This is a genomic window from Geodermatophilus sp. FMUSA9-8, from assembly GCF_037034165.1.
Taxonomy (GTDB): domain Bacteria; phylum Actinomycetota; class Actinomycetes; order Mycobacteriales; family Geodermatophilaceae; genus Geodermatophilus; species Geodermatophilus nigrescens.
Window position 1 is genome coordinate 109359 of the sequence record NZ_JBAGKE010000012.1, and the last position, 25710, is coordinate 135068.

General features: G+C 76.8%; 24 protein-coding genes. 13 read left to right on the plus strand and 11 right to left on the minus strand.

Features of this window, described 5'->3' with window-relative positions; translation table 11 throughout:
- Window positions 1–18 precede the first annotated feature (18 nt).
- A complete protein-coding gene (locus WA616_RS21940) occupies window positions 19–387 on the plus strand; it encodes a hypothetical protein (RefSeq protein ID WP_336033181.1) in 369 nt (122 codons plus the stop codon).
- Window positions 388–451: 64 nt separating this feature from the next.
- Here the strand turns inward: WA616_RS21940 and WA616_RS21945 are convergent, their stop codons facing one another.
- Entirely contained in the window at window positions 452–1636 is a 1185-nt protein-coding gene (locus tag WA616_RS21945) for an ROK family transcriptional regulator (RefSeq protein ID WP_336033183.1), read from the minus strand.
- Window positions 1637–1842: 206 nt separating this feature from the next.
- On the opposite strand from WA616_RS21945, the gene dxs reads away from it, so the two are divergent.
- Window positions 1843–3765 (plus strand): 1-deoxy-D-xylulose-5-phosphate synthase, encoded by a 1923-nt coding sequence (gene dxs, locus WA616_RS21950; RefSeq protein WP_336033184.1) that lies wholly within the window; start codon window positions 1843–1845, stop codon window positions 3763–3765.
- On the plus strand, window positions 3762–4052 hold the full coding sequence (locus WA616_RS21955; protein WP_336033185.1) for a thiamine-binding protein: 291 nt from the start codon (window positions 3762–3764) through the stop codon (window positions 4050–4052). Before dxs ends, WA616_RS21955 begins: the two co-directional genes overlap by 4 nt.
- A 137-nt stretch (window positions 4053–4189) precedes the next feature.
- On the opposite strand, the gene WA616_RS21960 is transcribed toward WA616_RS21955, so the two are convergent.
- Together WA616_RS21960 and WA616_RS21965 are read right to left on the minus strand one after the other, a co-directional pair.
- Window positions 4190–6274, minus strand: a complete 2085-nt coding sequence (locus tag WA616_RS21960) for a 3-hydroxyacyl-CoA dehydrogenase NAD-binding domain-containing protein (RefSeq protein WP_336033186.1) — start codon at window positions 6272–6274, stop codon at window positions 4190–4192.
- Window positions 6271–7476: a thiolase family protein gene (locus tag WA616_RS21965; RefSeq protein WP_336033188.1), complete on the minus strand. Its 1206-nt coding sequence runs from the start codon at window positions 7474–7476 to the stop codon at window positions 6271–6273. The genes WA616_RS21960 and WA616_RS21965 overlap by 4 nt, the downstream gene beginning before the upstream one ends.
- Window positions 7477–7718: 242 nt before the next feature.
- Between WA616_RS21965 and WA616_RS21970 the strand changes: the two genes are divergently transcribed.
- From WA616_RS21970 to WA616_RS21980, 3 genes are all read left to right on the plus strand, one after another.
- A complete protein-coding gene (locus tag WA616_RS21970) occupies window positions 7719–8819 on the plus strand; it encodes a sugar ABC transporter substrate-binding protein (protein ID WP_336033190.1) in 1101 nt (366 codons plus the stop codon).
- Between the two features lie 74 nt (window positions 8820–8893).
- Window positions 8894–9691 (plus strand): ATP-binding cassette domain-containing protein, encoded by a 798-nt coding sequence (locus WA616_RS21975; protein WP_073420342.1) that lies wholly within the window; start codon window positions 8894–8896, stop codon window positions 9689–9691.
- A complete protein-coding gene (locus WA616_RS21980; RefSeq protein ID WP_336033192.1) occupies window positions 9691–10974 on the plus strand; it encodes a sugar ABC transporter permease in 1284 nt (427 codons plus the stop codon). Before WA616_RS21975 ends, WA616_RS21980 begins: the two co-directional genes overlap by 1 nt.
- Before the next feature lie 64 nt (window positions 10975–11038).
- On the opposite strand, the gene WA616_RS21985 is transcribed toward WA616_RS21980, so the two are convergent.
- Window positions 11039–12301: an HRDC domain-containing protein gene (locus WA616_RS21985; RefSeq protein WP_442902018.1), complete on the minus strand. Its 1263-nt coding sequence runs from the start codon at window positions 12299–12301 to the stop codon at window positions 11039–11041.
- A gap of 104 nt (window positions 12302–12405) precedes the next feature.
- Entirely contained in the window at window positions 12406–13038 is a 633-nt protein-coding gene (locus WA616_RS21990) for a DUF3000 domain-containing protein (RefSeq protein ID WP_073420340.1), read from the minus strand.
- A gap of 84 nt (window positions 13039–13122) precedes the next feature.
- On the opposite strand from WA616_RS21990, the gene hemE reads away from it, so the two are divergent.
- From hemE to hemQ, 4 genes are read left to right on the plus strand one after another with little or no spacing between them, the layout of a single operon-like run.
- Window positions 13123–14178 carry a uroporphyrinogen decarboxylase gene (hemE, locus tag WA616_RS21995; RefSeq protein WP_336033197.1) on the plus strand — a complete coding sequence of 352 codons (1056 nt, stop codon included), beginning with the start codon at window positions 13123–13125 and terminating at the stop codon, window positions 14176–14178.
- Window positions 14175–15557, plus strand: coding sequence for a protoporphyrinogen oxidase (gene hemG, locus WA616_RS22000; RefSeq protein WP_336033199.1), 1383 nt, complete (start codon window positions 14175–14177; stop codon window positions 15555–15557). The genes hemE and hemG overlap by 4 nt, the downstream gene beginning before the upstream one ends.
- A gap of 57 nt (window positions 15558–15614) precedes the next feature.
- A complete protein-coding gene (locus WA616_RS22005; protein WP_336033201.1) occupies window positions 15615–16568 on the plus strand; it encodes a hypothetical protein in 954 nt (317 codons plus the stop codon).
- Between the two features lie 49 nt (window positions 16569–16617).
- On the plus strand, window positions 16618–17334 hold the full coding sequence (gene hemQ, locus WA616_RS22010) for a hydrogen peroxide-dependent heme synthase (RefSeq protein ID WP_336033203.1): 717 nt from the start codon (window positions 16618–16620) through the stop codon (window positions 17332–17334).
- Window positions 17335–17442: 108 nt separating this feature from the next.
- On the opposite strand, the gene msrB is transcribed toward hemQ, so the two are convergent.
- From msrB to WA616_RS22025, 3 genes are read right to left on the minus strand one after another with little or no spacing between them, the layout of a single operon-like run.
- Window positions 17443–17862 (minus strand): peptide-methionine (R)-S-oxide reductase MsrB, encoded by a 420-nt coding sequence (gene msrB, locus WA616_RS22015; RefSeq protein ID WP_336033205.1) that lies wholly within the window; start codon window positions 17860–17862, stop codon window positions 17443–17445.
- A gap of 41 nt (window positions 17863–17903) precedes the next feature.
- Window positions 17904–18560 (minus strand): response regulator transcription factor, encoded by a 657-nt coding sequence (locus tag WA616_RS22020; RefSeq protein ID WP_336033207.1) that lies wholly within the window; start codon window positions 18558–18560, stop codon window positions 17904–17906.
- Window positions 18557–20665, minus strand: coding sequence for a sensor histidine kinase (locus WA616_RS22025; RefSeq protein ID WP_336033209.1), 2109 nt, complete (start codon window positions 20663–20665; stop codon window positions 18557–18559). Before WA616_RS22025 ends, WA616_RS22020 begins: the two co-directional genes overlap by 4 nt.
- 174 nt (window positions 20666–20839) lie before the next feature.
- Here WA616_RS22025 and WA616_RS22030 point away from each other — a divergent pair, with 174 nt between their 5' ends.
- Window positions 20840–21505, plus strand: coding sequence for a hypothetical protein (locus WA616_RS22030; protein WP_336033211.1), 666 nt, complete (start codon window positions 20840–20842; stop codon window positions 21503–21505).
- A gap of 89 nt (window positions 21506–21594) precedes the next feature.
- Complete coding sequence (locus WA616_RS22035) at window positions 21595–22059, plus strand: hypothetical protein (protein ID WP_336033213.1); 465 nt, start codon at window positions 21595–21597, stop codon at window positions 22057–22059.
- Window positions 22060–22125: 66 nt separating this feature from the next.
- Here the strand turns inward: WA616_RS22035 and WA616_RS22040 are convergent, their stop codons facing one another.
- Entirely contained in the window at window positions 22126–22329 is a 204-nt protein-coding gene (locus tag WA616_RS22040) for a cold-shock protein (protein WP_073420333.1), read from the minus strand.
- 262 nt (window positions 22330–22591) lie between these two features.
- Here WA616_RS22040 and WA616_RS22045 point away from each other — a divergent pair, with 262 nt between their 5' ends.
- Window positions 22592–22813 carry a hypothetical protein gene (locus WA616_RS22045; RefSeq protein WP_336033215.1) on the plus strand — a complete coding sequence of 74 codons (222 nt, stop codon included), beginning with the start codon at window positions 22592–22594 and terminating at the stop codon, window positions 22811–22813.
- 58 nt (window positions 22814–22871) lie between these two features.
- On the opposite strand, the gene WA616_RS22050 is transcribed toward WA616_RS22045, so the two are convergent.
- Together WA616_RS22050 and WA616_RS22055 are read right to left on the minus strand one after the other, a co-directional pair.
- Complete coding sequence (locus WA616_RS22050) at window positions 22872–24764, minus strand: GmrSD restriction endonuclease domain-containing protein (RefSeq protein WP_336033217.1); 1893 nt, start codon at window positions 24762–24764, stop codon at window positions 22872–22874.
- A gap of 117 nt (window positions 24765–24881) precedes the next feature.
- Window positions 24882–25700 (minus strand): hypothetical protein, encoded by an 819-nt coding sequence (locus tag WA616_RS22055; protein ID WP_336033218.1) that lies wholly within the window; start codon window positions 25698–25700, stop codon window positions 24882–24884.
- Window positions 25701–25710: the final 10 nt, after the last annotated feature.

A 25710-nucleotide genomic window follows, 5' to 3' on the forward strand; every position in this document is an offset into this window, starting at 1 on the left:
CTCCGGCACACTGCCGGTGTGGGAGCGAGCGTGCCGCCGGGCTGGCCGGAGCAGGTCCGGCCGCCGGGCGCGCCCGACTGGGAGCGCTCCGCCGTCACCTGGCTGTTCGACCTCGTGCCGCCGGACTACCGGGCGCACGAGGTGCTCCGCCGCTACCCGGTGCTGCTCGCGCGCATGGCCGCCGACCACGTCGGCGCCGGGTTGGAGGCCGCCCGGGCCGGCTGGCGGACCGTGCGCGTGGAGCTCGCCGACCACCTGCCGCCCGAGGCGGTGGAGGCCGCCGTCGCCGCCTACGAGCGCGAGGGCGCGCGGCTGGCCTCGGCCGCCCGCGGGGTGACCGTGGTCGCCGGGGCGCTGCGCGGCGAGGTCTGGGTGCCCCGGCTCTGACCGGCCGGGCGGGGGGAAGGCGGCACCCGGGGGCCCGGACGGTCGGCACGGGCCCCCGGGGCCCTCAGCCGGTGAGCCGGTCGGCCTCCCGGAGCGCGACCGCCACGGCGCCGAGCACCTCCGCGCGCGCCCCCAGCGAGCCGGGGACGACGGTGAGCTGCTCGGCGGCGGCGGGGATGGCGGACTGGGCGAGCGCGCGGCGCATCGGCTCGACCAGCAGGTCGCCGGCCGTGCCGAGTTCGCCGCCGACGACGATGCGGTCGGGGTTGAGCACGTTGACCAGCCCGCCGAGGACGACGCCGACCGACGTGCCGGCGTCGGCGATCAGCCGCCGGCACGCCTGGTCGCCTTCCTGCGCTCCCTCGACCAGCGAGCGCAGGTCGGTGTAGTGCGGCGCGGCGGTGCGGATGGCCCGCAGCAGCGCGCTGCCGCCGGCGGTGAGCTCGAGGCAGCCGCGGTTGCCGCAGCGGCACAGCGGCCCGGCCGGGTCGAGGCTGACGTGGCCCATCTCCCCGGCCGTGCCCGAGGTGCCGCGCAGCAGGCCGCCGTCGAACACGAGCGCGCCGCCGACGCCGGTGGCCATCTTCAGGTAGAGCGTGGAGCGCGAGCCGGTCCCGGCGCCCCAGCGCACCTCGGCGAGCGCGCCGAGGTTGGCGTCGTTCTCCACCACCACCGGCATGCCCAGCCGCTCCTGCAGCGCGGGCCCCGGGGTGCGCCCCGACCAGGTGGGCAGGATGTTCGAGCGGACGACGGTGCCGCGGCTGCTGGCCGAGCGCCCCACCACGGGCGTGGGCAGCCCGACGACCCCGCCGACGACGTCGCAGGTGCACGCCCCGACCCGCGCCAGCTCCTGCTCCACCTGCCCGGCGACCGTGTCGAGCACGGCGTCGGCGCCGAGGTCGGCCACCGGCAGCGTGGTGACGTGCTCGGCGACGATGCGGTGGGAGAGGTCGGCCACGGCGGTGCGGACGTGGGTGCGCCCGATGTCCATGCCGACGACGAGGCCGGCCTGCCGGGTCAGCTGCACGAGGCCCGCCGGACGGCCGCCGGTGGGCAGGGCGTCGGAGGGGTCGGCGGGCGCGACCAGCCCGCGGTCGACGAGCTCGGACACGTAGCCGGAAACCGTGGCCCGGGACAGACCGGTCTGCTCGACCAGCTGTCCCCGGGTGGCCGGGCCGGTCACCCGCAGCGCCTCGACCAGCCGGCGCGAGGGCCCGCTGAGGTCGGGCAGCCACGGCCGGGGGTCCATCCGGTGATCGTGAGCACACCGTCGCCTTCTGTCAATCACCGGCGGAACGGCCGTCCTCCGCCGGGGTGTCGGGGTCGGCGGGCGACGGAACGGTCCGCCCGGCCCCGCTTCGCCAGGAGGGAGGGCCCGTCGCGCGACTACAGTGGGTCGGCGGCCCCGTCGACGAGCCGTGTCCCTGCCGCCGACAGAGAGGACGACGCCGCGCCGTGTCGCTCCTGCGCTCGCTCCGCGACCCCGCCGACCTCCGGGCGCTGCCCGCCGAGCAGCTGCCCGCGCTGGCGGCGGAGATCCGTGACGCGCTGGTCACCAGCGTCGCCCGCACCGGCGGTCACCTCGGCCCCAACCTCGGCACCGTCGAGCTGACCATCGCCCTGCACCGGGTGTTCGAGTCGCCGCGCGAGCCGATCGTCTTCGACACCGGCCACCAGGCGTACGTGCACAAGATGCTCACCGGCCGCGTCGAGGGCTTCGACCGGCTGCGCCAGCGCGGCGGGCTGTCGGGTTACCCGTGCCGCGCCGAGAGCGAGCACGACTGGGTGGAGAACAGCCACGCCTCCACGGCGCTGTCCTACGCCGACGGGCTGGCCAAGGCGTTCGCGGTGCGCGGCGACGCGCGCCCCGTCGTCGCCGTGATCGGCGACGGCGCGCTCACCGGCGGCATGGCCTGGGAGGCGCTCAACAACATCGCCGCGGCCAAGGACCGCCCGGTGGTCATCGTCGTCAACGACAACGGCCGGTCCTACTCGCCGACCATCGGCGGCGTGGCCGACGCGCTCGCCAGCCTGCGGCTGCGGCCCGGCTACGAGCAGGCGCTGCTGGCCATCCGCCAGGCGCTGCACCGCGCGCCGGTGGTCGGCTCGGCCCTCTACGACGCGCTGCACGGGCTGAAGAAGGGCGTCAAGGACGTCCTGGCGCCGCAGGGCATGTTCGAGGACCTCGGCCTCAAGTACGTCGGCCCGGTCGACGGCCACGACGTCGAGGTCATGGAGTCCGCGCTGCGCCGCGCCCGCTCCTTCGGCGGCCCGGTGATCGTGCACGCGGTCACCACCAAGGGCTTCGGGTACCCGCCGGCCGAGACCGACCAGATCGACGCCTGGCACGCCACCGGCGTCTTCGACCCCGACAGCGGCACCAGCCCCGCCGTCGCCCGCGACTGGACGACGGCGTTCTCCGACGAGCTGGTGCGCCTCGGCGGCGAGCGGGCCGACGTCGTCGCGGTCACCGCGGCGATGCTGCACCCGACCGGCCTGGCCGCGTTCGCCGAGCGGTACCCGGAGCGCACCTTCGACGTCGGCATCGCCGAGCAGCACGCGCTCACCAGCGCCGCGGCGATGGCGATGGGCGGGCTGCACCCGGTGGTCGCCGTCTACTCGACGTTCCTCAACCGGGCCTTCGACCAGCTGCTCATGGACGTCGCGCTGCACGGGCAGCCGGTCACCGTCGTCCTCGACCGGGCCGGGGTCACCGGCACCGACGGCGCCTCGCACAACGGCATGTGGGACATGTCGATCTGCTCGGTCGTGCCGGGCCTGCGCCTGGCCGCGCCGCGCGACGAGCCCACCCTGCGGGAGGCGCTGCGCGAGTCGCTGGACGTGACCGACGGGCCCACGGTCGTGCGGTTCCCCAAGGGCGTGCCGCCGGTCGACATCCCGGCGCTGGAGCGGCGGGGCACGGTCGACGTGCTGCGCCGCGGCGACCGCGACGACGTGCTGCTGGTCGCCGTCGGCTCGATGGTGCCGGTGTGCCTGGCCGCCGCCGAGCGCGCCGCCGACCACGGCATCGGCGTCACCGTCGTCGACCCGCGCTGGGTCGTGCCGGTGCCCGGCGAGCTGGTGGAGCTGGCGGGGGAGCACCGGCTGGTGGTCACCGTGGAGGACGGGGGCCGGGCCGGCGGCGTCGGCACCCTGCTCAGCCGGGCGCTGCAGGACCGCGAGGTCGACGTGCCGGTGCGGACCCTGGGCCTGCCGCAGGCGTTCCTCGAGCACGGCAGCCGCGGGCAGGTGCTCGCCGACGCCGGCCTCACCGAGCAGGACGTGGCCCGGCGCATCGCCGAGTGGACCGCGGTGGTCACCGAGCGCGCCGAGGAGCAGCCGGCGGCCGTCGAGCCGGTCGACGGCGCCCAGCAGTGACCGGGCGGGTGATCGCCGAGATCCAGGTCGCGCCCTCGCCGGCCGGGACGCCCGACGACCCGCACGCCTTCGTGGAGGCCGCCGTCCGGGTGATCCAGGCGTCCGGCCTGCACTCCGAGGTCGGGGCGCTCGGCACCACGCTGGAGGGCGACGCCGACGCCGTGTGGGCCACGTTGCGGGCCGCGCACGAGGCGATGCTGGCCGCGGGTGCCACGAGCGGCATCTCGCACGTCAAGGTCGCCTCGGTCGACCGCACGATCGAGAGCCTCACCCGCAAGTTCCGCTGAGACGCAGCACGATCAGGCCGCCTGATCGTGCTGCGTCCTGGCTCACCGCCGACCGTGAGCCAGGACGCGCCACTGTGAGCCAGGACGACGACGGCCCGGGCCCCAGTGCGGGACCCGGGCCGTCGTCGTCAGCGCCCTCAGGCGGGGAGGCTCGCCACCCCGCGCGTCAGGAACCGCTGCCCGGTCACCTTCTCCGAGACGCCCGCGCGGTCGAGGTACGCGGAGATGCCGCCCAGCCAGAACGGCCACCCGGCACCCAGCAGCATGCACAGGTCGATGTCCTGCACGGCCGTGACGACGCCCTCGTCGAGCATCAGCCGGATCTCCTCGGCCAGCGCCTCGACGGCCCGCTCGCGGACCTGCTCCTCGGTGAGCGGCGAGTCGCCGGCGTCGATGCCCTCGAGCTCGGGGTCGACGACGCCCGGCTCGGAGTAGACGCTGGACTTGCCGAGCTCGACCATCTTCCGCAGCCCCTCGCCGACGGCGAACCGGTCGGGGAAGGCTTCGTGCATCCGCTCGGCCACGTGCAGGGCGACCGGCGGGCCGACCAGCGTGAGCAGGTCGAACGGCGACATCGGCAGGCCCAGCGGGTCCAGCGCGCGGTCGGCGACGGCCACCGGCGTGCCCTGCTCCACGGCCGAGGTGACCTCGCCGAGGAACCGGGTGAGCAGCCGGTTCACCACGAACGCCGGGGCGTCGGCGGTGAGCACGCAGCTCTTCTTGAGCGCCTTGCCGACGGCGAAGGCGGTGGCCAGCGAGGCGTCGTCGGTCTGCTCGGCGCGCACGACCTCCAGCAGCGGCAGGACCGCCACCGGGTTGAAGAAGTGCAGGCCGACGACCCGCTCGGGGTGCTCCAGCTTCGAGGCCATCTCGGTCACCGACAGGGCGGAGGTGTTGGTGGCCAGCACGCACTCGGGGGAGACGACGGCCTCCACCTCGGCGAACACCTGCTGCTTGACCGACATCTCCTCGAAGACGGCCTCGATGACGAGGTCGGCGTCGGCGAAGACGTCCTTGGACAGCGAGCCGGTCACCAGGCCCCGGAGCTGGTTGAGCCGGTCGGCGCTGAGGCGCCCGCGCTGGGCGAGCTTCTCCAGCTCGCCGTGGACGTAGGCGACGCCCTTGTCGACGCGCGCCTGGTCGATGTCGGTCAGCACGACCGGCACCTTCAGCTGCCGGACGAACAGCAGCGCGAGCTGGCTGGCCATGAGGCCCGCCCCGACGACGCCGACCTTGCCGACCTTCCGCGCCAGGCCCTTGTCCGGGGCGCCGGCCGGCCGCTTGGCCCGCTTGTTGACCAGGTCGAAGCTGTAGAGCGAGGCGCGCAGCTCGTCGGTCATGAGCAGGTCGGTGAGCGCGGCGTCCTCGGCGGCGGTGCCGGCGGTGAACGCCTCGCCGTCGACCCCGGCGCGGGCGAGGTCCAGCAGCTCGACGGCGCGCAGGGCGCCGGGGGAGGCGTCGCGGGTCCGCCCGGCCACGATCGCCCGGGCGCGCTCGATCGCGCCGTCCCAGGCCGACCGGTCCACCTCCGGCCGGTCGACCGTTCCGTCGCCGTTCAGGACGCCCACCGCCCACTCGAGCGAGCGCTCGAGGAAGTCGGCGGGCTCCAGGACGACGTCGGCGATGCCCAGCTGCGCCGCCTTCCGGGCGGGCGTCGTCTTGTTCTGCGCCAGCGCGTTCTCGACGATGACGGTGACCGCCGGGTCGATGCCGATGAGGTCCGGCAGCAGCTGCGTGCCGCCCCAGCCGGGCACCAGGCCGAGGAACACCTCGGGGAACGCCACCACCGCGGTGGAGGCGATCGTCCGGTACCGGCAGTGCAGCGCCAGCTCCAGCCCGCCGCCGAGCGCCACGCCGTTGACGAACGCGAACGTCGGGACGGCCGCGTCCTTCAGCCGCCGGAACACCCGGTGCCCGGTCTCGGCGATCTCCCGCGCCTGGTCGGCGGAGGTGACCGCCGGGACGCCGGACAGGTCGGCGCCCACGGCGAAGACGAACGGCTTGCCGGTGACGGCGATGGCCGCCGGGGCCGGGGTGTGCGCCGCGATGTCGTCGAGCGCCGCGTCGAGGGACGCGAGCCCGCCGGGGCCGAAGGTGGAGGGGCGGGTGTGGTCGTGCCCGTTGTCCAGGGTGACCAGCGCGATCTCGCCGGCCAGGCCGGGCACCCGCAGGTAGCGGACGAGGGCCCGGGTGACGACCTCGTCCTCGAAGACAGTGGTCACTGCGCGGCACCTTCCCAGTTCGGGTTCTCCCAGATCACGGTGGCGCCCATGCCCAGGCCCACGCACATGGCGGTCAGGCCGTAGCGGACGTCGGGTCGCTCGGCGAACTGCCGCGACAGCTGCGTCATCAGGCGCACGCCCGAGGAGGCCAGCGGGTGGCCGACGGCGATCGCGCCGCCCCACGGGTTGACCCGCGGGTCGTCGTCGGCGATGCCGAAGTGGTCGAGGAAGGCCAGCACCTGGACGGCGAAGGCCTCGTTGAGCTCGAACAGGCCGATGTCGTCGATGGTCAGGCCGGTACGGGCCAGCGCGCGCTCGGTCGAGGGGACGGGGCCGACGCCCATGACCTCGGGCTCGACGCCCACGAAGCCGTAGCCGACCAGGCGCATGCCGGCGGTCAGGCCCAGCTCCCGCGCGACCTCCTCGGCGGCGAGGATGCAACCGGTGGCGCCGTCGTTGAGACCCGCGGCGTTGCCGGCGGTCACGTGCCCGTGCGGGCGGAACGGCGTCTTGAGCGTGGCCAGGCCCTCGAGCGTGGTTCCGGGGCGCGGCGGCTCGTCGGCGGTGGCCAGGCCCCAGCCCTGCTCGGCGGAGCGGGTCGCGACGGGCACCAGCTCCGGCCCGATCTGGCCGTTGGCCACCGCCTTGGCGTACCGCTGCTGGCTGGCCAGGGCGAAGGCGTCGGCGCGCTCCTTGGTCAGGTGCGGGAAGCGGTCGTGCAGGTTCTCGGCCGTGGAGCCCATGACCAGCGCCGAGCCGTCGACCAGCTTCTCGCTGAAGAACCGCGGGTTGGGGTCGGCGCCCTCGCCCATCGGGTGGCGGCCCATGTGCTCGACGCCGCCGGCGATGGCGACGTCGTAGGCGCCGAAGGCGATGCCGCTCGCGGTGGTGGTGACGGCGGTCATCGCGCCGGCGCACATGCGGTCGATCGAGTACCCGGGCACGGACTTCGGCAGCCCGGCCAGCAGCGCGGCGGTGCGCCCGAGGGTCAGCCCCTGGTCGCCGATCTGGGTGGTGGCGGCGATGGCGACCTCGTCCACGCGGTCGGCCGGGAGGGACGGGTTGCGGCGCAGCAACTCGCGGATGACGCGGACGACGAGGTCGTCGGCGCGCGTCTCGGCGTAGATGCCCTTCGGGCCGGCCTTGCCGAAGGGGGTGCGCACGCCGTCGACGAAGACGACCTCGCGCAGCGAGCGGGACATGGGACCTCCGCAGCGGGAACGGGAACCGGCGCGGGCAGGCGCGCGGCACCCGTGAAGTTACCCGCCGGTAACAGCTGCACCAAGCGCGACCCGGCCCGGGAGAGGTGGACGTCTCACTCGTCCGGAGTGGTCGAGGTCACGGTCCGGCAACGTCGGGGGGGTGGCCTTGCACCTGCTGTGACGCGGCGCGCATAGTGGCCGCCGCACTTCTGCGTATTCCCGACGGAACGGTGGACACATCCATGGCGCGACGGCGCACCACGATGACGGCCCTCGCGGCCGCCCTGGTCTTCAGCCTCGCTGCTTGCGGCAGCGACGACAGCGGCAGCGGCGGCAGCGGCGGCGGCGGTGGCGGCGACGCCGCCGGCAAGGTCGGCGTCATCCTCCCCGACACCGAGTCCTCCCCCCGCTGGGAGAGCGCGGACCGCCCGCTGCTCGAGGCGGCCTTCGAGGACGCCGGTGTCGAGTACGACATCCAGAACGCCGAGGGCGACGCCCAGCGCATGGCGACCATCGCCGAGCAGATGATCACCGAGGGCGTCACCGTCCTCGCGATCGTCAACCTGGACTCCGCCTCGGGCGCCCAGATCCAGCAGCAGGCCGCCCAGCAGGGCGTGGCGACGATCGACTACGACCGGCTCACCCTGGGTGGCTCGGCCGAGTACTACGTCTCCTACGACAACACCGAGGTCGGCCGCCTGCAGGGCCAGGGCCTCGCCGACTGCCTGAACGCCGGTGGCGTCACGCAGGGCAACATCGCCTTCCTCAACGGCTCGCCCAACGACAACAACGCCACGCTGTTCGCCGACGGCGCGCACGAGATCCTCGACCCGCTGACCAAGTACACGCAGGTCGCCGAGCAGGCCGTCCCGGGCTGGGAGCCCGACCAGGCCGCGACGATCTTCGAGCAGATGTACACCCAGGCCGGCGGCAACATCCAGGGCGTCGTCGCCGCCAACGACACGCTGGCCAACGCCGTCATCCAGACGCTGGCCCGCAACGGCCAGGCCGGTCAGGTCCCGGTCACCGGCCAGGACGCCTCGGTCGAGGGCCTGCAGAACATCCTCGCCGGCAACCAGTGCATGACCGTCTACAAGTCGGCGGCCGAGGAGGCCGGCGCCCTGGCGGAGCTCGCCATCGCGCTGATCAACGGCGAGGAGGCCGAGACCACCGGCACCGCCGAGGACGCCGAGGGTGGCCGCGAGGTCCCCGCGGTGCTGCTCACCCCGGTGACCATCACCCGCGACAACGTCGGTGACGTCGTCGAGGACGGCCAGGTCACCGCCGAGGAGCTGTGCACCGGCGAGTTCGCTGCCGACTGCCAGGAGCTGGGCATCTCCTGACCCCCTCCCTGCGGGGCGCCTCCTGACATGCTCAGGAGGCGCCCCGCAGGCTCGTTTTCTGAGAGAGGACCGCCATGACCGATCCGCAGGCGGGTGAGGGGACCCCGATCCTCGAGCTCCGCGGTGTCACCAAGAGCTTCGGCGCCATCCAGGTGCTGCACGGGGTCGACCTGAAGGTCTTCCCCGGCCAGGTAACCGCCCTCGTGGGCGACAACGGTGCCGGCAAGAGCACGCTCATCAAGTCCATCGCCGGCATCCACCCCATCGACGGTGGGGAGATCCTGTTCGAGGGCAGGCCGGTGAGCGTCACCGGCCCGCGGGACTCCGCGGCCCTCGGCATCGAGGTCGTCTACCAGGACCTCGCGCTGGCCGACAACCTCGACGTCGTCCAGAACATGTTCCTCGGCCGCGAGCGCAAGCGCGGCATCCTGCTCGACGAGGCCTCCATGGAGGCCGCCGCCCGCGACACGCTGGCCAAGCTGTCGGTCCGCACCCTCAAGTCGGTCCGCCAGCTCGTGTCCAGCCTCTCGGGTGGCCAGCGGCAGACCGTGGCGATCGCCAAGGCCGTGCTGTGGGAGTCGAAGGTCGTCATCCTCGACGAGCCGACGGCGGCGCTCGGCGTCGCGCAGACCCGGCAGGTGCTCGACCTCGTGCGCCGGCTGGCCGACACCGGCCACGCCGTCCTCTACATCACCCACAACATGGTCGACGTCTTCGAGGTCTCCGACCGCGTGGCCGCGCTGTACCTGGGCCGCATGGCCGCCGACGTGCCGATCAGCACCGTCGACCGCGGTCAGGTCATCGAACTGATCACCGCCGGGCGCTCGGGCAACCTGGGCATCGCGCCGGCCGTCGCCGAGGCGAGCATCTGATGAGCAACCCCGTCTCCACCACCAAGCCCGAGCCGTCCGGCGCCGCGCCGGCCGGCTTCGAGGCCGACCGCCCGGACAACAGCGTCTCGGGCGTCGTCCGCGGGTACGTCGACAAGGTCCGCGGCGGTGACCTGGGCGCCCTGCCGGCCGTCCTCGGCATCGTGGCGCTCGGCCTGCTGTTCTTCGCGCTGCGGCCGAACACCTTCCTGACGCCGCTGAACATCAGCAACCTGCTGGTCCAGGCCGTGCCGATCACCCTGCTCGCCATGGGCCTGGTGTTCGTCCTGCTCCTGGGCGACATCGACCTGTCGGCCGGTGTGGTCAGCGGCGTGTGTGCCGCCGTGCTCGCGCAGCTGCTGGCCCAGTCCGGGGCGCCCTGGTACGTGGCGATCCTCGCCGCGTGTGCCGCCGGCGCGCTGATCGGCCTGTTCACCGGCACGCTCGTCGGGATCGTCGGTATCCCGTCGTTCGTCGTGACCCTGGCGCTGTTCCTGGCGTTCCAGGGCGTGACGCTGCGGATCATCGGCCAGGGCGGCACCATCCCGGTGCGCGACGAGGTCGTGCAGGGCATCGCCAACCGGAACCTGCCGGTCACCCTCGGCTGGGTCCTCACCGCGGTGGCGATCCTGCTCTACGCCGCCATCCAGCTGAACCGCTGGCGGGTGCAGAAGGCCCGCGGCCTGGCGCACCAGCCGCTGGCCGTGGTGGCCGCCCGGTGCGTGCTCATCGCCGTCATCCTGGTCGTGGTCACCGCGATCCTCAGCCAGGACCGGGCGCTGTCGGCGGCCGTCGACCTCGAGGGCATCCCGTACGCGGTGCCGCTGGTGGTCATCCTGCTGCTGCTGCTCACCTTCGTGCTGAGCCGCACCAGCTTCGGCCGCCACGTCTACGCCGTCGGCGGCAACGCCGAGGCCGCGCGCCGGGCCGGCATCAACGTCACCAAGATCCGCGTCCTGGTGTTCGTGCTGTCCTCGACGATGGCCGCCATCAGCGGCATCGCCGCGGCGTCCCGGCTGGCCTCGGTCACCGCGGCGTCGGGTGCCGGCAACACGCTGCTCTACGCGGTGGGTGCGGCCGTCATCGGTGGCACCAGCCTCTTCGGTGGCCGGGGCCGGGTGCGCGACGCCGTCCTCGGTGGCCTGGTCGTGGCGATCATCGCCAACGGCCTGGGGTTGCTCGGTGTCGAGGCCTACCTGAACTTCATCATCACCGGTGGAGTGCTGCTGCTGGCCGCCAGCGTCGACGCGCTGGCCCGGCGGCGGGCCGCGGCGACGGGGCACTAGCACCGTCGTCCGCGCACGACAGAGGGGCGGTCCCGGGGTCTCCCGGGGCCGCCCCTCCGTCGTGTCAGGGGCGGGCGAGCGCGTCGGTGAGCAGGCCGGTCGTCAGCTCGACCTGCCACTCGCGCGCCCCGCCGGCGCGCAGCGCCGCGGCCACCGCGGCGGCGTCGCGCGGCTCGGGCGGGGTCCACATGAGCCGGCGCACCAGGTCGGGGGAGAGCAGGTTCTCCACCGGCACCGCGTGCTTCTCGCCGAGCTCGGCCAGGCCCGCGCGCGCGGCCTGCAGCCGGGTGGCGGCCGCCGGGTCGCGGTCGGCCCAGCGGTTCACCGGGGGCGGGCCGTCGCCGGGGCGGCTGTGCAGCGGCAGCTCGGAGTCCGGCATCGCCCGCCCGCGGGCCAGCGCGCCGAACCAGGTGCCCACCAGTCGGCGGTTGGCCCGGCCGCGGAACACCGGCAGCTCCAGCAGCGCGGACTCCGACGGCGGGTCGGCCTGCACCGCCGACACCATGGCGGCGTCGGGCAGCACGCGGCCGGGGGCGACGTCGCGCCGGCGGGCCAGGTCGTCGCGGGCCTCCCACAGCGCCCGCAGCATCCCCAGCTGGCGGCGGCTGCGCAGGCCGTGCACGCCGGAGGTGCGCCGCCACGGGTCCTGCCGGGGCGCGGGGGGCCCGGCCGCGAGGACGGCGGCGAACTCCTGCTGCGCCCACTCGGTCTTGCCCTGCTCCTCGAGCAGCGCGGCCAGCGCGTCGCGCAGGTCGACGAGCACCTCGACGTCGAGGGCGGCGTAGACCAGCCACTCCTCGGGCAGCGGGCGGGTGCTCCAGTCGGCGGCCGAGTGGCCCTTGACCAGCGAGTAGCCGAGCAGCGACTCGACGACGGCGGCCAGGCCCACGCGGGGCAGCCCCGCCAGGCGGGCGGCGAGCTCGGTGTCGAAGACCCGCGCGGGCACCAGGCCGATCTCGGCCAGGCACGGCAGGTCCTGGCTCGCCGCGTGCAGCACCCACTCCTCGCCGGCGATCGCGTCCTGCAGCACGGCGAGGTCGGGCAGCGTCAGGGGGATCGGGTCGACCAGCCCGGTGCCCGCACCGGCGCGGCGCAGCTGCACCAGGTAGGCGCGCTGCCCGTACCGGTAGCCGGAGGCGCGCTCGGCGTCGACGGCGACCGGGCCGGACCCGGCGCGCAGCGCGTCGGCGTAGCCCGCGACGGCCGCGGCGGTGTCCAGGACCGGCGGCAGGCCGTCACGCGGCGCCAGCAGGGGGACGGGCGCGGGCCCGTCGGTCTCCTCGCTACCGGCCTCGCCAGCGGGGTCGGGCAGGGGCTCGGTGCTCAGTTGCCGTCCACCTTCTCGTCCGTGCGTCCGCCACAGTCGCTGTGCCCGGCGGATCGGACCGGCCGGCGCGGACCCGGGGAGTCCGGAACTCCCCGTGTCCGATCCTAGTTGCCGTCCCCGACCGTGCCGGAGGGGCCCAGGAGGGAGACGCCCGGCGGCGGCAGCCCGGCCGCGTTGCCCAGCACCTCCAGCCACGCGTCGAGGTGGCGGTCGAGGGCCGTGTCGCCGGCGGTCCAGGACGCCCGCAGCTCGACGTCGACGGTGTGCTCGGGGCCGGCCAGGTCGCCGAAGCGGGTGGAGGCCGTGCGGGTGACCGTGCCGCCGAGGGTGTGTGCGGCCGCCCCCGAGGAGGCCAGCGCCTCGGTGAGCCAGCTCCAGGCCACCTCGGAGAACATGGCGTCGTCGACCATGTGCTCGTCGGTGGCGGCCGACAGGTAGCCGACGCAGCGGGTGGTGCCGTTCCAGGACTCGTGGCCCGCGGGGTCGTGCAGCACGATGAACCGCGCGACGGCCAGCTCCACCTCGTCGTCGCCGTCGCCCTCGGTGATCCGCGCGGCGAGCGCGTGCGCGTACGGCGCGAGCCGCTGCGGCGCGGGGATCTGCTCGACGACGATCTCGGGGCGCACCCGCAGCGCGGTCAGCGCGGCGACGCCCGCGGCGAACTCGGCCGGCGGGGGCTCGGCGGGCCCGTGCGCGCCCGTGACCTCGCGGGTCCCGGCCGTGCTGCGTGGCTCCACGCTGGCAGGGTAGGTGTCGCGGGCCCGGTCTGTCTCCGACGCGCCGCACGTCCGGCCCCGGGCGGTCTGGGAGGATCGACCGTCGTGACCACCGCAGAGGCCCGCCCGACGTCCCCCGCCGACTCGGACCTGGTCCGGGCCGCGCGCGGCCTACCGGTCGAGCGGACCCCGGTCTGGTTCATGCGGCAGGCCGGCCGGTCGCTGCCGGAGTACCGGGCGCTGCGCGCCGGGACGGCGATGCTCGAGGCCTGCCAGGACCCCGACCTGGTCACCGAGATCACCCTGCAGCCGGTCCGCCGGCACGGCGTGGACGCCGCGATCCTCTTCTCCGACATCGTGCTGCCGCTGGTGGTCGCGGGCGTCGACATCGAGATCAAGCCCGGCGTCGGGCCGGTGGTGGCGGACCCCGTGCGCACGGTGGCCGACGTCGACGCGCTGCCGGGCCTCGAGCCCGACCGGCTGGAATTCCTCGCGACGGCGGTGCGCCGCCTGGTCGCCGAGCTCGGGCCGACGCCGCTGATCGGCTTCGCCGGGGCGCCGTTCACGCTGGCCACCTACCTGATCGAGGGCGGCCCGTCGAAGGAGCACGCGCGCACCAAGGCGTTCATGTACGCCGAGCCCGAGGCCTGGCAGCGGCTGCTCGACCGGCTCGCCGTCTCGGCGGCCACGTTCCTGCGGGTGCAGGTCGACAACGGCGCCTCGGCGGTGCAGCTGTTCGACTCCTGGGCCGGGGTGCTGTCGGCCGCCGACTACGCCGAGCGCGTGCTGCCGTACTCGCGGGCGGTGTTCGACGGGCTCGGTGACCGCGACGTCCCGCGCGTGCACTTCGGCGTCGGCACCGGCGAGCTGCTGGCGCTGATCGGCGACGCCGGGGCCGACGTCGTCGGCGTCGACTGGCGGGTGCCGCTCGACGAGGCCGCCCGCCGCGTCGGGCCGCAGCGCTCCCTGCAGGGCAACCTCGACCCGGCCGTGCTGCTGGCCGACCGGGAGACCGTCGACCGCGAGGTGCGCCGGGTGGTCGAGCAGGGCCGGGCCGCGCGCGGGCACGTGTTCAACCTCGGCCACGGCGTGCTGCCCGACACCGACCCCGGCGTGCTCACCCACGTCGTCGAGCTGGTGCACGAGCTCTCGGCGCGATGACCCCCCGGATGTCCCGCCGCCTGGTCGTCGTCGGCGCCGGGATCACCGGGCTCACCGCCGCCTGGGCCTGGTCGCGGCAGCGGCCCGGCGACGAGGTGGTCGTCGTCGAGGCGGGTGGGCGGATCGGCGGCAAGCTCGACCGGGTCGAGCTCGCCGGCACCTGGTACGACACCGGGCCCGAGGCGGTGCTCGCCCGCGTCCCCGAGGCCGTGGAGCTCGTGACGGAACTCGGGCTGGGCGACCGGCTGGTGGCGCCGTCGACGACGCAGGCCTCCATCGTGCTGCCCGACGGCCGGCACCCGCTGCCGCCGGGCACCGTGCAGGGCGTGCCGACGTCGGCCGACGGGCTGGCCGGGGTGCTCACCGACGACGGCGTCGCGCGGGTGCGCGCGGAGGCCGGCCTGCCGCCGCTGCGCCTGGAGGGCGACGTCTCGGTCGGGGCGCTGCTGCGCGCGCGGCTCGGCGACGAGGTGGTCGACCGGCTGGTCGAGCCGCTGCTCGGCGGCGTCTACGCCGGCCGTCCCGACGACCTGTCGCTGGCCGCCACCATGCCCGCCCTGGCCGCGCAGCTGGCGCGCGCCGACTCGGTGCTCGCGGCCGCCGTCGCCGCCCGGGACGCCGGCGCCCGCAGCCGCGGCGACGTCGACGGGCCGGTGTTCGTCACCGTCGCCGACGGGATCGGCTCACTGCCCGAGGCGCTGGCCGCCGCCTCGGGCGCGCGGGTGCGGCTGCGCACCCCGGCCCACGCCATCCGGCGGGCGGGCGGGCGCCTCGAGGTCGCCGTCGGCCCGGTGGCCGCCCCGGAGGTGGTCGAGGCCGACGCCGTGCTGGTCGCCGCGCCCGCCGGGAAGTCGGCGCGGCTGCTCGGGGGGCTCGCCCCGGACGCGGTCGAGCCGCTGCGCGGGATCCCGTACGCGTCGATGGCGGTGGTCGCGATGGCGTTCCCCGCCCAGCCGGTCGCGGCGGGCTCGGGCCTGCTCGTGCCGCCCGTGACCGGCCGGCTGGTCAAGGGCGTCACCGTGTCGTCGTCGAAGTGGCCGCACCTGTCCGGCGACGGCCTGCTGCGGGTGCGCGCCTCGGTGGGCCGCTACGGCGACGAGGCGCAGCTGCAGCGCGACGACGACGACCTGACCGCCGCGGTGGTGGCCGACGTCGCCGACCTGCTCGACCTCGAGCGCCGCGAGCCGGTGGAGGCCCACCTCGTGCGCTGGGGCGGTGGCCTGCCGCAGTACCTCGTCGGCCACCCGCAGCGGGTCGTGGCGGTCCGCGACGCGGTGGCCGCCGTGCCGGGCCTGGCCGTGGCCGGCGCCGCGTACGACGGCGTCGGCGTGCCCGCCTGCATCCGCGGCGCCCGCCGCGCGGTGGAGGCGCTGCTCTAGCCCGGGGGCCGGCGGCCCCGGTTGCCGCACCGGCCGTTGTCCCCGCAGGGTGGGGAGGTGATCAGCAGCCTCGCCCGCGGGCTGGTGGCCGGGGCAGCCGGCACCACCGTCCTCAACGCCGTGACCCACGCCGACGTGCTGTGGCGGGGGCGGGCACCGAGCGAGACGCCGGAGCAGGTGGTCGACGCGCTGGCCGGGCGGCTCGCCGGTGGCCTCCCCGGGCGGGGCGCCGTGCGGGAGCACCGCCGCACGGCGCTCGGCGCGCTCAGCGGCATCGGCACCGGGCTCGGCGTCGGCGTGCTGGCCAGCGTGCTCCGCGCGGCCGGCGTCCGGTTCTCCGGCCCCACCGGCGCGGTGGTCGCGGGCGCCGCGGCCATGGCGGCCACCGACGGCCCGGTCGCCGTGCTCGGCGTGAGCGACCCGCGCACGTGGACCGCCGCCGACTGGGTGGCCGACGCGGTGCCGCACCTGGCCTACGGCGCGGCCGTGCAGGGCGTGCTGTCGTCGGTCCCGGTGGCCCGCGAGCAGCGCGACCGGCGGGCGCCGGCGCCGCCCGGGCTGGTGCTGCGCTCGGCCGTCCTCGGCGTGGCCACCGGCGGGCGCAGCTCCCTGGCGCTGGCCGCGCCGGTGCTCGGCGACCCGGGATCCCGGCGGGGTACCCGGCTCGGGGCGCTGGCCGCGGTCGCCGGCGAGCTGGTGGGCGACAAGCTGCCGGCCACCCCCGCGCGGACCAGCGCGCAGGCGCTCCCGGCGCGGCTGCTCGGCGGCGCCGGTGCCGCGGGCCGCATCGCCGGCCGGGAGGGCGCCAACGCCGCCGCCCCGGTGACGGCGGGCCTGCTCGGCGCGCTCGCCGGGTCCTTCGGCGGGCTGGCCTGGCGGCGCTGGGCGGCGAAGCGGGTGCCCGACTGGCAGGCGGCGCTGGCCGAGGACGCCGTCGCGATCGGGCTCGCCGCGCTGGCCGCCCGGCCGGGCCGCAGGCAGCGCCCGCAGCTCAGCGTCGTCCCGTCCTGAGACCGGGATCCCACGGCACCCCGCCGGGCCGGCGGGGGAGGATGGGGGCATGAGCGAGCAGACGGAGACCAAGAGCGTCGGCAAGCGGGCCAACGAGCTCAACGCCCTCATCCGCTACACCATGTGGTCGGTGTTCCGGCTGGCGCGCCCGTTCGGCGACGAGGCCCGCGCGGCGGCCGCCGACGAGGTCTCCGGGCTGTTCGAGGAGCTCGCCGGCAAGGGCGTCGTCGTCCGCGGCACCTACGACGTCGCGGGCCTGCGCGCCGACGCCGACCTCATGGTCTGGTGGCACGCCGAGACGCCCGAGGCGCTGCAGGAGGCCTACACCCGGTTCCGCCGCACGGCGCTCGGGCGGCGGCTGGAGCCGGTGTGGTCGCAGATGGCGCTGCACCGGCCGGCGGAGTTCAACCGCAGCCACATCCCGGCGTTCCTCGCCGAGGAGGAGCCGCGGCGCTACGTCTGCGTCTACCCGTTCGTGCGGTCCTACGAGTGGTACCTGCTCCCCGACGAGGAGCGGCGGGACATGCTCAAGGAGCACGGCATGCAGGCCCGGCCCTACCCCGACGTGCGGGCCAACACGGTCGCCTCGTTCGGGCTCGGCGACTACGAGTGGATGCTCGCCTTCGAGGCCGACGAGCTGCACCGCATCGTCGACCTGATGCGCGACCTGCGCGCCAGCCGCGCCCGCCGGCACGTGCGCGAGGAGGTGCCCTTCTACACGGGCACCCGCAAGGCGGTCGCCGAGCTGGTCGCCGACCTGGCCTGACCGCGTCGCAGCACGATCAGGCCGCCTGATCGTGCCGCGTCCTGGCTCACCGCCGACGGTGAGCCAGGACGCGCTGCGGTGATCCCGGCTGATCGTGCGCGGGGGCGCTCAGCCCTGCGCCGGCTCCAGCCGGATGGAGACGCTGTTGATGCAGTAGCGGTCGCCGGTCGGCGTCTGCGGGGCGTCGTCGAAGACGTGCCCGAGGTGGCTGTGGCAGCTGCCGCAGAGGACCTCGGTGCGGACCATCCCGTAGGCGCGGTCCTCGCGCAGCACCACGTTGTCGGCGGCCGACGGCTCGTAGAACGAGGGCCAGCCGCAGTGCGAGTCGAACTTGGTCTGCGAGCGGAACAGCTCGGCCCCGCAGGCGCGGCAGCTGTAGACACCCTCGGTCTTCGTGTCCACGTACTCGCCGGTCCACGGCCGCTCGGTGCCGGCCTGGCGGAGCACCGCGTACTCCTCCGGCGAGAGCTGCGCCCGCCACTCCGCGTCGCTCTTCGTGACCTTCGGCTGGGGGGTGGACGTCGTCATGCCTGCAGGAACGACCCGGGCGGCGGGCGGATTCCCCGTGCTCAGCGCCCCAGGCCGGCCTCGCGGGCCCGCACGATCGCCTGCGCCCGGTCGCCGACCTGGAGCTTGGCCAGCACGTTGGAGACGACGTTGCGCACGGTCTTCGGCGACAGGAACAGCGCGGCGGCGACCTGCGCGTTCGAGCGTCCCGCGGCCACCAGGTCGAGCACCTCGCGCTCGCGGGCCCTCAGCTGCGGGAAGGCCTCCTCCGGCCCGCGGGGCGCGGCGGCGAAGAAGTCGGTGATCCGCCGGGCCAGCGCCGCGCCGAACACCGCCCCGCCGGAGGCCACCGTGGAGATCGCCCGCAGCACCTCCTCCTGGTCGGCGCCCTTGAGCAGGTAGCCGCGGGCGCCGGCGCGGACCGCGGCGAACACCGTGCCGTCGTCCTCGCTCATCGTCAGCACCACGACGCCGACCGACGGCGCCTGGGTGGTGATCCGCCGGGTGGCCTCGATGCCGTCGAGCACCGGCATCTGCACGTCCATGACGACGACGTCGGGCAGGTGCTCGCGCACCACCTCCACCGCCGCGGCGCCGTCGGCCGCGGTCCCGACCACCTCCACGCCGGGCACCGACCCGAGCAGCAGGGCCAGCCCGTCGCGGTACACCGGGTGGTCGTCGGCGACGACCACCCGCAGCGGCTCCTCCGGCCCGGTCACCGCGACCTCCTCCCGTCCGCGGGCAGCACCGCCCGCACCTCCGTGCCGCCGTCCGCGGGGCAGCCCACCGTGCACGTGCCCCCGAGCTCGGCGGCGCGCTCCCGCAGCGCGACCAGCCCGACGCCGGCCGCGCGGTCGGGGGCGATCCCGGCGCCGTCGTCGGTGACCGTGACGACGAGGTCGCCGCCATCGCGCGCCAGGCTCACGGCGGCCCGCGACGCGGCGGCGTGCCGGGCGACGTTGGCCAGCGCCTCGGAGACGATCCGGTACGCGGCCACCTCGACGGCGGCGGGCAGCTCGGCCAGGTCGCCGGCGTCGACGGTCACGGCCACCTCCGCGGGCAGCAGCCGCTGCGCCTGCTGGCGGACGGCGCCGGCGAGGCCGAGGTCGTCGAGGGCCGGCGGGCGCAGGTCGTGCACCAGCCGCCGGACGTCGGCCAGCGCGGCGGCGACGTCGTCGCGCGCCTGGCGCAGCAGCCGGTCGGCCTCCTCCGGGCGGGAGGCGGCGAGGTTGCGGGCGGTGTCGATGCGGAGGACGACGGCGCCGAGCGAGGGGCCGAGGCCGTCGTGCAGGTCGCGGCGCAGCCGGCGGCGCTCCTCCTCGCGCGCGGCGACCAGCTGCTCGCGGCCGGCCTGCAGCTGCGCGGCCAGGGAGCTCGCGCGGGCGGCCGCGGCGGCCTGCCGGACGACGTCGGCGAGCAGGCGCTCGTCGCGGGTGACCAGGTGCGCCCGGACGCCGTCGCGGGGGAGCAGCAGCCGGCCGACCTCCTCGCCGCGGTAGGCGATCGGCAGCGACTGCACCGCGGCCGGGCGGCGGCCGTGGCCGGCGACGAGCCGGCCGCCGTCGGCGGAGTCCACCTCGACGCCGACCCACGGGACGCGGAACGCCTCGGCGATGCCGGCGGCGACCGCGAGGAGCTGCTCCTCGGCGCCGTCGGAGCGCTCGAGCCGCTCGGCCAGGCCCGCGACGACGCGGTAGGGGTCCTCTCGCTCGCCGAACACCCAGCGGCGTACCAGCCGCCACAGCGCCGCGCGCAGCGGGACGTAGACGGCCGCCACCACCAGCAGCGTCACGACGACGGCGTTGCGCTCGTCGAAGCGGCCGCCCAGCAGCGTGCCCGCCGCGGCGAGCACGGCCAGGTCGACGACGACGACGCCGGCGGCGAGCCCGCCGTAGACGAGCGTGCCGCCGAGCAGCCGGTCGATGTCGACCGCGCGGGGCCGCAGGATGCCCAGCGTGACCGCCAGCCCGGTGAGGCCCACGGCCAGGCTGAGGTCGAGGCCGAGGGTGGCCTGCGGGAAGAGCAGGGCGCCGAGCAGTACGAGCGCGTCGACGACGCCGGCCCACAGCAGCCAGCGCATGCGCCGCCGGTCCTCCCCGGTGGCCGCCCGCAGCCGCGCGACGACCACGGCCAGCGCGAGGAGGAGGCCCAGCCCGGTCGCCGGGAAGGCCAGCTCGAGCAGCGGCAGGGCGACGTCGCGGGGCAGCGGCAGGCTGGCCGGGTCGAGGTCGAGGCCGCGGTAGACCCCCGGCGTCGGGGTGCCGCCCCGCTCGGCGGCGATCGCGAACGGCGTCACCAGGAGGAGCACGGGCAGCGCCGCGGTGGCGGCCAGGGCGCCGACCGACACCGCGCGCCACGGGCCGCGGGGCAGCCGCCCGTCGGGGTAGAGCAGGAGCAGCAGCGGGAGCCCGAGCAGCAGCGCGGCGCCGAGGCGGCCGACGAACCACATCGCCGCCGAGGCGCCGGGCAGCGGCGGGTCGTCCTGCACCGCGTACGTCAGCCAGGACGAGGCAAGGCCGTCGAGCGCCCAGAACAGGCCGGTACCGGCGACCACCCAGGAGACGGCGTTGCGCGGCGCGCGGGACAGCAGCAGCGCGCCCGGGGCGGCGAGCAGCAGCCCCGGCAGCCCGATCTCCCAGCCGGGCCCCGCCCCGGCGGCCGCCCGGGCCGCGTCCGGGGTGAGCGCGTCGAGGACCGCGGTCGCGGCGACGGCGAGCAGCGTGGCGGCCGCACCGGACCAGGCGAGCGCGCGCAGGGGACGCCGGCGCCGCGGCGGCGGGCCCGCCGGCGCCGCCGTCGCCGGGACCTGCTCGCCGACCGTCACGCGCGGATCCTGCCCGAGCGGCCGTCCCGGACGACAGGGACACGGCGTCCCGGCCCGGCCGGGATCCCCGCGGGAGCGCCCGTGCGCCGGCGCCCTGGCCGCCCGGGACGCGGCCCCGGCACGGTCCCCGGCAGGCGGTGCCACGGGGTACCGCGCCACGCCCCGGAGGCCCCGATGTCGCTCAGCACCACCCCGTCGTCCGCCCGCACCGACGCCGCCCCCGGCGCCGTCCCCGGCTCAGCGCCCGGGACCGGTCCGCGGCACGCGCCCGACCCGTCCCGGCTCGTCCGGCTGGGCGGCCTGGCCACCACGGCCGGCGCGGTCGCCTGGGCGGCCGGGCTGCTCGCCACCGCCGACGTCGACCCGGCGACGGACGCCTACCCGCTCGCGTACAAGGCCGCGACGCTGCTGTTCCAGCTGGGCCTGGTCGCCCTGGTGGCCGTGCAGCTGCGCACCCGGGCGACGGGGACCGGCCGGCTGGCCCGCGGGTGCCTGCACGCCGAGCACGTGCTGCTCGGGCTGGCGATCGGGTCGTCGGTGCAGTGGCTGGTCGCGCCCGGGCTGACCGACGAGCCGTTCTTCGTCGCGCTGGACCTCTGCTGGCCGCTGTCGATGCTCGGCATGGCCGCGATCGGCGTCCGGATCGCGGTCGCCGGGCGGTGGCGGGGCGCCGCCCGCGTCTGGCCGGCGCTCGCCGAGACGTGGGCGCTGGTCATGTTCCCGGTCGCCGCGGTCGCGGGCGCGACGACGGAGTCGCTCGTCGGCGCCGGCCACCTGGTCCTCGGCTACGGGGTGCTGGGCCTGGTCCTCGCCACCCGGCCGGAGCTGACCCGCCGCTGAGCGGACCTGCCGCGGTCCGCCGCCCCGCCCCGCCGCCCCGTGACCCCGGGTGGCGGGGCGCCACCGCGTGCCCGGGGACACTGGACGGCGTGACCCCGCTCGACCCGTCCCTTCCCGACACCTGGTTCACCCGCGACCTGCCCGTGCTGCGGGCGATCGCCCGGCTGGTCGACGAGCCCAAGCACGGCGGCGCGCCGTACCTGCTCGGCTCCGTCGTCCCGGGCAGCGGGCTGCCGAAGGCCGACGTCGTTGCCGCGGCGAAGGCGCTGGCCGCCGCCGGCTACATCGAGCCGCTGACCAACCACGCCGGCGACATCGTCCGGATCACCGGGATCTCCGCCGAGGCGCGGCGGCTGGCGGGGCTGTGGCCGACCCCGCAGGGGGAGTGGGAGCGCCTGCTGGAGCAGGCGGACCTGCGCGCGGCCCACGCGCCGACCGACGTCGAGCGGGACCGCTGGCGGGCCTTCGCCGACGCGGCGCGGGCGGTGGGCCCGGACGCCGGGGCGCTGCTCATGCAGTCGCTCGTCGGCGGGTACGTGCCCCGGGCGCGGTAGCCACCCCCACGAACGACAGCGCCCCCGCCCGGCGAACCGGGCGGGGGCGCTGTGCTGATCAGGAGATCAGAGCGGGGTGACGTTCGCGGCCTGCGGGCCCTTCTGGCCCTGCTCGACGTCGAACGAGATCCGCTGGCCTTCGTCGAGCGAGCGGTACCCGCTGGTCTGGATGGCCGAGTAGTGGACGAACACGTCCGGTCCGCCACCGTCAGGGGTGGCGAAGCCGAACCCCTTCTCCGCGTTGAACCACTTGACAGTTCCTTCGGGCATTGCTCGCTCCTAGCTGCGATGGTGCATCGGGGTCCTGCCAGAGCGCAGGGCCTTCCCGACGTGTCGACCCTAGCCGCACAGACGCCTCCGTGGGGGTCCGGGGCGGAATCGGGTTCCTCCGGCGTGGCGGCGGTCACATCGCGCGGCCCCCTGGAGCCCGTTCTTGCGGCGATCGTGCGGTTCCGGTGAGCCCCCGCTGCGGCGGCGCGGTCAGGGTCTCGGGTGCCGGGGCGGAACCCGGCCCGACTCGAGGAGCCCCGTCGTGGAGACCACCCCGCTCGTGCTGGTCGAGCTGGCCGACCTCGATGTCGCCGACCTCGACGCGATGCTGGCCGCCGAGCTCGACGAGCCCGCCGCCGCGCTCCCCGGCCCGGGGGACGGCGACGAGCTGGCCGCGCTCCTGGCCGACGTCCTGCGCTCCACCGGCACCGCGGCCGCGCTCGCGCACCGCCTCGGCGCGCACGCCGCCCTGCTGGCCGACTGAGCCGGGGCGCCGGTCCCGGCCCCCGCGCCACGGGGGCGCGGGGTCCGGGACCGGTGCCTCAGTTCTCGCAGCCCACCCCGTCGCCGTCCCGGTCCAGGTGCCGGCCGTACCCGGGGTCGCCGATCCGGACGGGGGCGGCCCCGGCGGCACGGGCCGCGGAGCAGTTGTCGTAGTAGGTGGAGACGGGCGCCGGAGCCGGGGCGGGTGCGGGAGCCGGGGCGGGTGCGGGCGCAGGGGCCGGAGCCGGGGCGGGTGCGGGAGCCGGCGCGGGCGCCGGAGCGGGTGCCGGGCGCGGCGTCGTGGGGGCCGGGCGGGGAGTCGTCGGCGCCGCGGTCGTGGGTGCCGGCGTCGCCGGCGCCGCCGTCTGGCGCGCCGGCGCGACGACCCCGCCGGGCAGGGGCTCGCCCGGGCAGGTGGTCAGCACGGTGGCGATCGCGTTGCGCTCGGCCTGCGTCATCCAGAGCCCGTAGGTGACCTTCACCGCCACCTGGCGGGCCACGTAGGCGCAGCGGTAGCCGCGCGCCGGCGGGAGCCACGTGGCGGCGTCGCCGTCGCCCTTCTGCATGTTGAGCGGGCCGTCGACGGCGAGCAGGTTGAGCGGGTCGTTGGCGAACTGGGTGCGGCGGGCGGCGTCCCACTGCTGGGCGCCCTTCTGCCACGCGTCGGAGAGCGCGACGACGTGGTCGATCTGCACCGCCTCGCTGGTGCCCTGACCGCGCTGGAAGGCGATGGTGCGGCCGGAGTAGGGGTCGGCGAGGGTGCCGGTGAGCACGACGCAGTCGCGCGTCCCGGGCTTGAACGCCTCGCCGGTGAGGTCGCGGGCGAGCACGTCGTTGCGGGTGTCGCAGCCGTTGCGGTCGGTGTCCACCCAGCCGGCGCCGAAGAGGTCGCGGTCGTAGCCGGTGCGCGGTGCCCGGCCCTGCACCGGGACGGCCGCCAGCGCGGCGAGGGCGGTGGTCGGCGCCGCGGTGTCGACGGCGGCCTGGGTGGCCCCGTCGGTCAGCAGGCCGGTGGCCGTGTCGACCGGCGCGGCGACGGCCTCGCTGGTCTCCGCGACGCCCGCCGCGGCGTCGGCGGCAGCGTCGGCGGCCTCGGCGGCGGCGCTGGCCTCGGCCGGCGAGGGCGACGTCGGCGGGGCGGAGGTCGCGGGCGCTGCGGCGGTGGCCGCCGTCGGCGCGGCGGGCGGCATGGTGGCCCCGCCGACGCCCGTGGCGACGAGCCCGGCCGCGAGCACGGCGCCGCCCACCCGGCGCGAGGCGATGAACGCCCAGCGGGCCCGGCCGGCGACCACGGCGCCGAGCCCGACGAGCAGGAGCGCCAGGCCGGCCATGGCCAGGCCGCCCGGAAGGCCCGCGGTCGCGATCCCGCCCGCGACGACGAGCAGCACGGCCGCCGCGACGACGCCGAGGACGACCCGGCCGGTCCGGCTGCGCCCGGCGGGCGCCGGCGGCCACGGCGGGGGCACCGGGCCGGCCGTGGCCGCCGGCGGGAACGGGGCCGGGGTGGGGGTCCACGGTGCCGGCTGCGACGGTGCTGCCTGCCACGGTGCGGGCTGCCACGGTGCCGGCTGCCGCGGTGCCGGCTGCCACGGTGCCGGGCGAGCCTCGGCGGCGTGCCCGGAGAAGGCGACCAGGACGGCGAACGGGTCGGCCCCGGCGAAGGGGAACCGCACGTCGACGGCGGTGGGCACCGCACCGGGGACGCCGGCGGCGAAGCCCCGGTCGGCGGAGTCGTCGGAGGTCAGCCCGGCGTCGTCGACGACGAGGGTGGTGCGCCCGCCGGTGGGCGCGGTGGCGACGAGGCGCAGGGCGTCGCCGGGCCCGCCGGGCGCGGACACGTCGAAGCCGAGCGCGGCGGCCTTCGCGACCACCGACCGCACCGGGGACCCCGGCGAGCGTTCGCGGTGGCGCGCCAGGGCGGCGGCGACGGCAGGGTCGGACGGAAACGGCATGGTCGGCTCCCCCGTGAGCTCCGGTGCAGTGGCCGCCATCGTGCGGCAGGGGAACCGGTCCGTACAGGAACCGCTGTACCCGTGGGACGGGTGGGGGAGACGAGGTCCCTGCGGGCGTCAGCCGCCCGGCGGCGCGGGGGCGGAGGGGGCGGGCTCCTCGCTCGGCGTCGTGGCCGGCGGCTCGGGAGCCGGGGGCTCCGTGGATGGGGGCTCCGTGGCCGGGGGCTCCTCGCTGGGCGGCGGGTCCGTGACCGGCGGCGGGGGAGTCGTCGGCGGGGGCGGGGTCGTGGTCACCGGGGGCGGCGTGGTGGTCGGCGGCGGCGGGGTCGTGGTCGGCGGCGGGGGAGGGGTCGTGGTCACCGGCGGCGTGGTGGGCGGCGTCGTCCGGGGCGGGGTCGTCCGGGGCGGGGTCGTGGGAGGGGACGTCGGCGTCGACGGGGGGCGGCTGCCGGTCGGCGTCGTCGTCGTGGGCGGCGCGGTCGAGGAGCCGGGCTGCTGGGCGGCCGGCCCCGGCGCCGGGGAGCCCGGGCGCGGGGAGGAGGTGCCGGCGGTCGACCGGCCGGCGGTCTGCCCGGCGGTGCCGGGCGCCTGCGGCGCGGAGGACCGGGCCGGGGCCGCGCGCGAGCCGGTGACGCCGCCGTCGGACCCGGCGGGGTCGGTCCCGTCCCCGGCGACCGGCGCGGCCGCGCCGCCGTCCGCGGGGGGAGCGGCCGGTGCCTCGCCGGGGGCGTCGGCCGTTGCACCGTCGCCCGCGGGAGCCGGTGCGGGGTCGCCGGCGGCCTCCGGCGCTGCCGCGCCGGCCGGGCGGGGGACCGTCGCGCCCGCCGGGACGTCGCCGCCGCCGGCCAGGAGCAGGACGAGGACCACGCCGAGGGCCGCGAGGGCGGTGGCGCCCCAGAGGACGCCCTCCGTGCGTGCGTCGAGCTCGCGGGCCATGGGGCTCCTC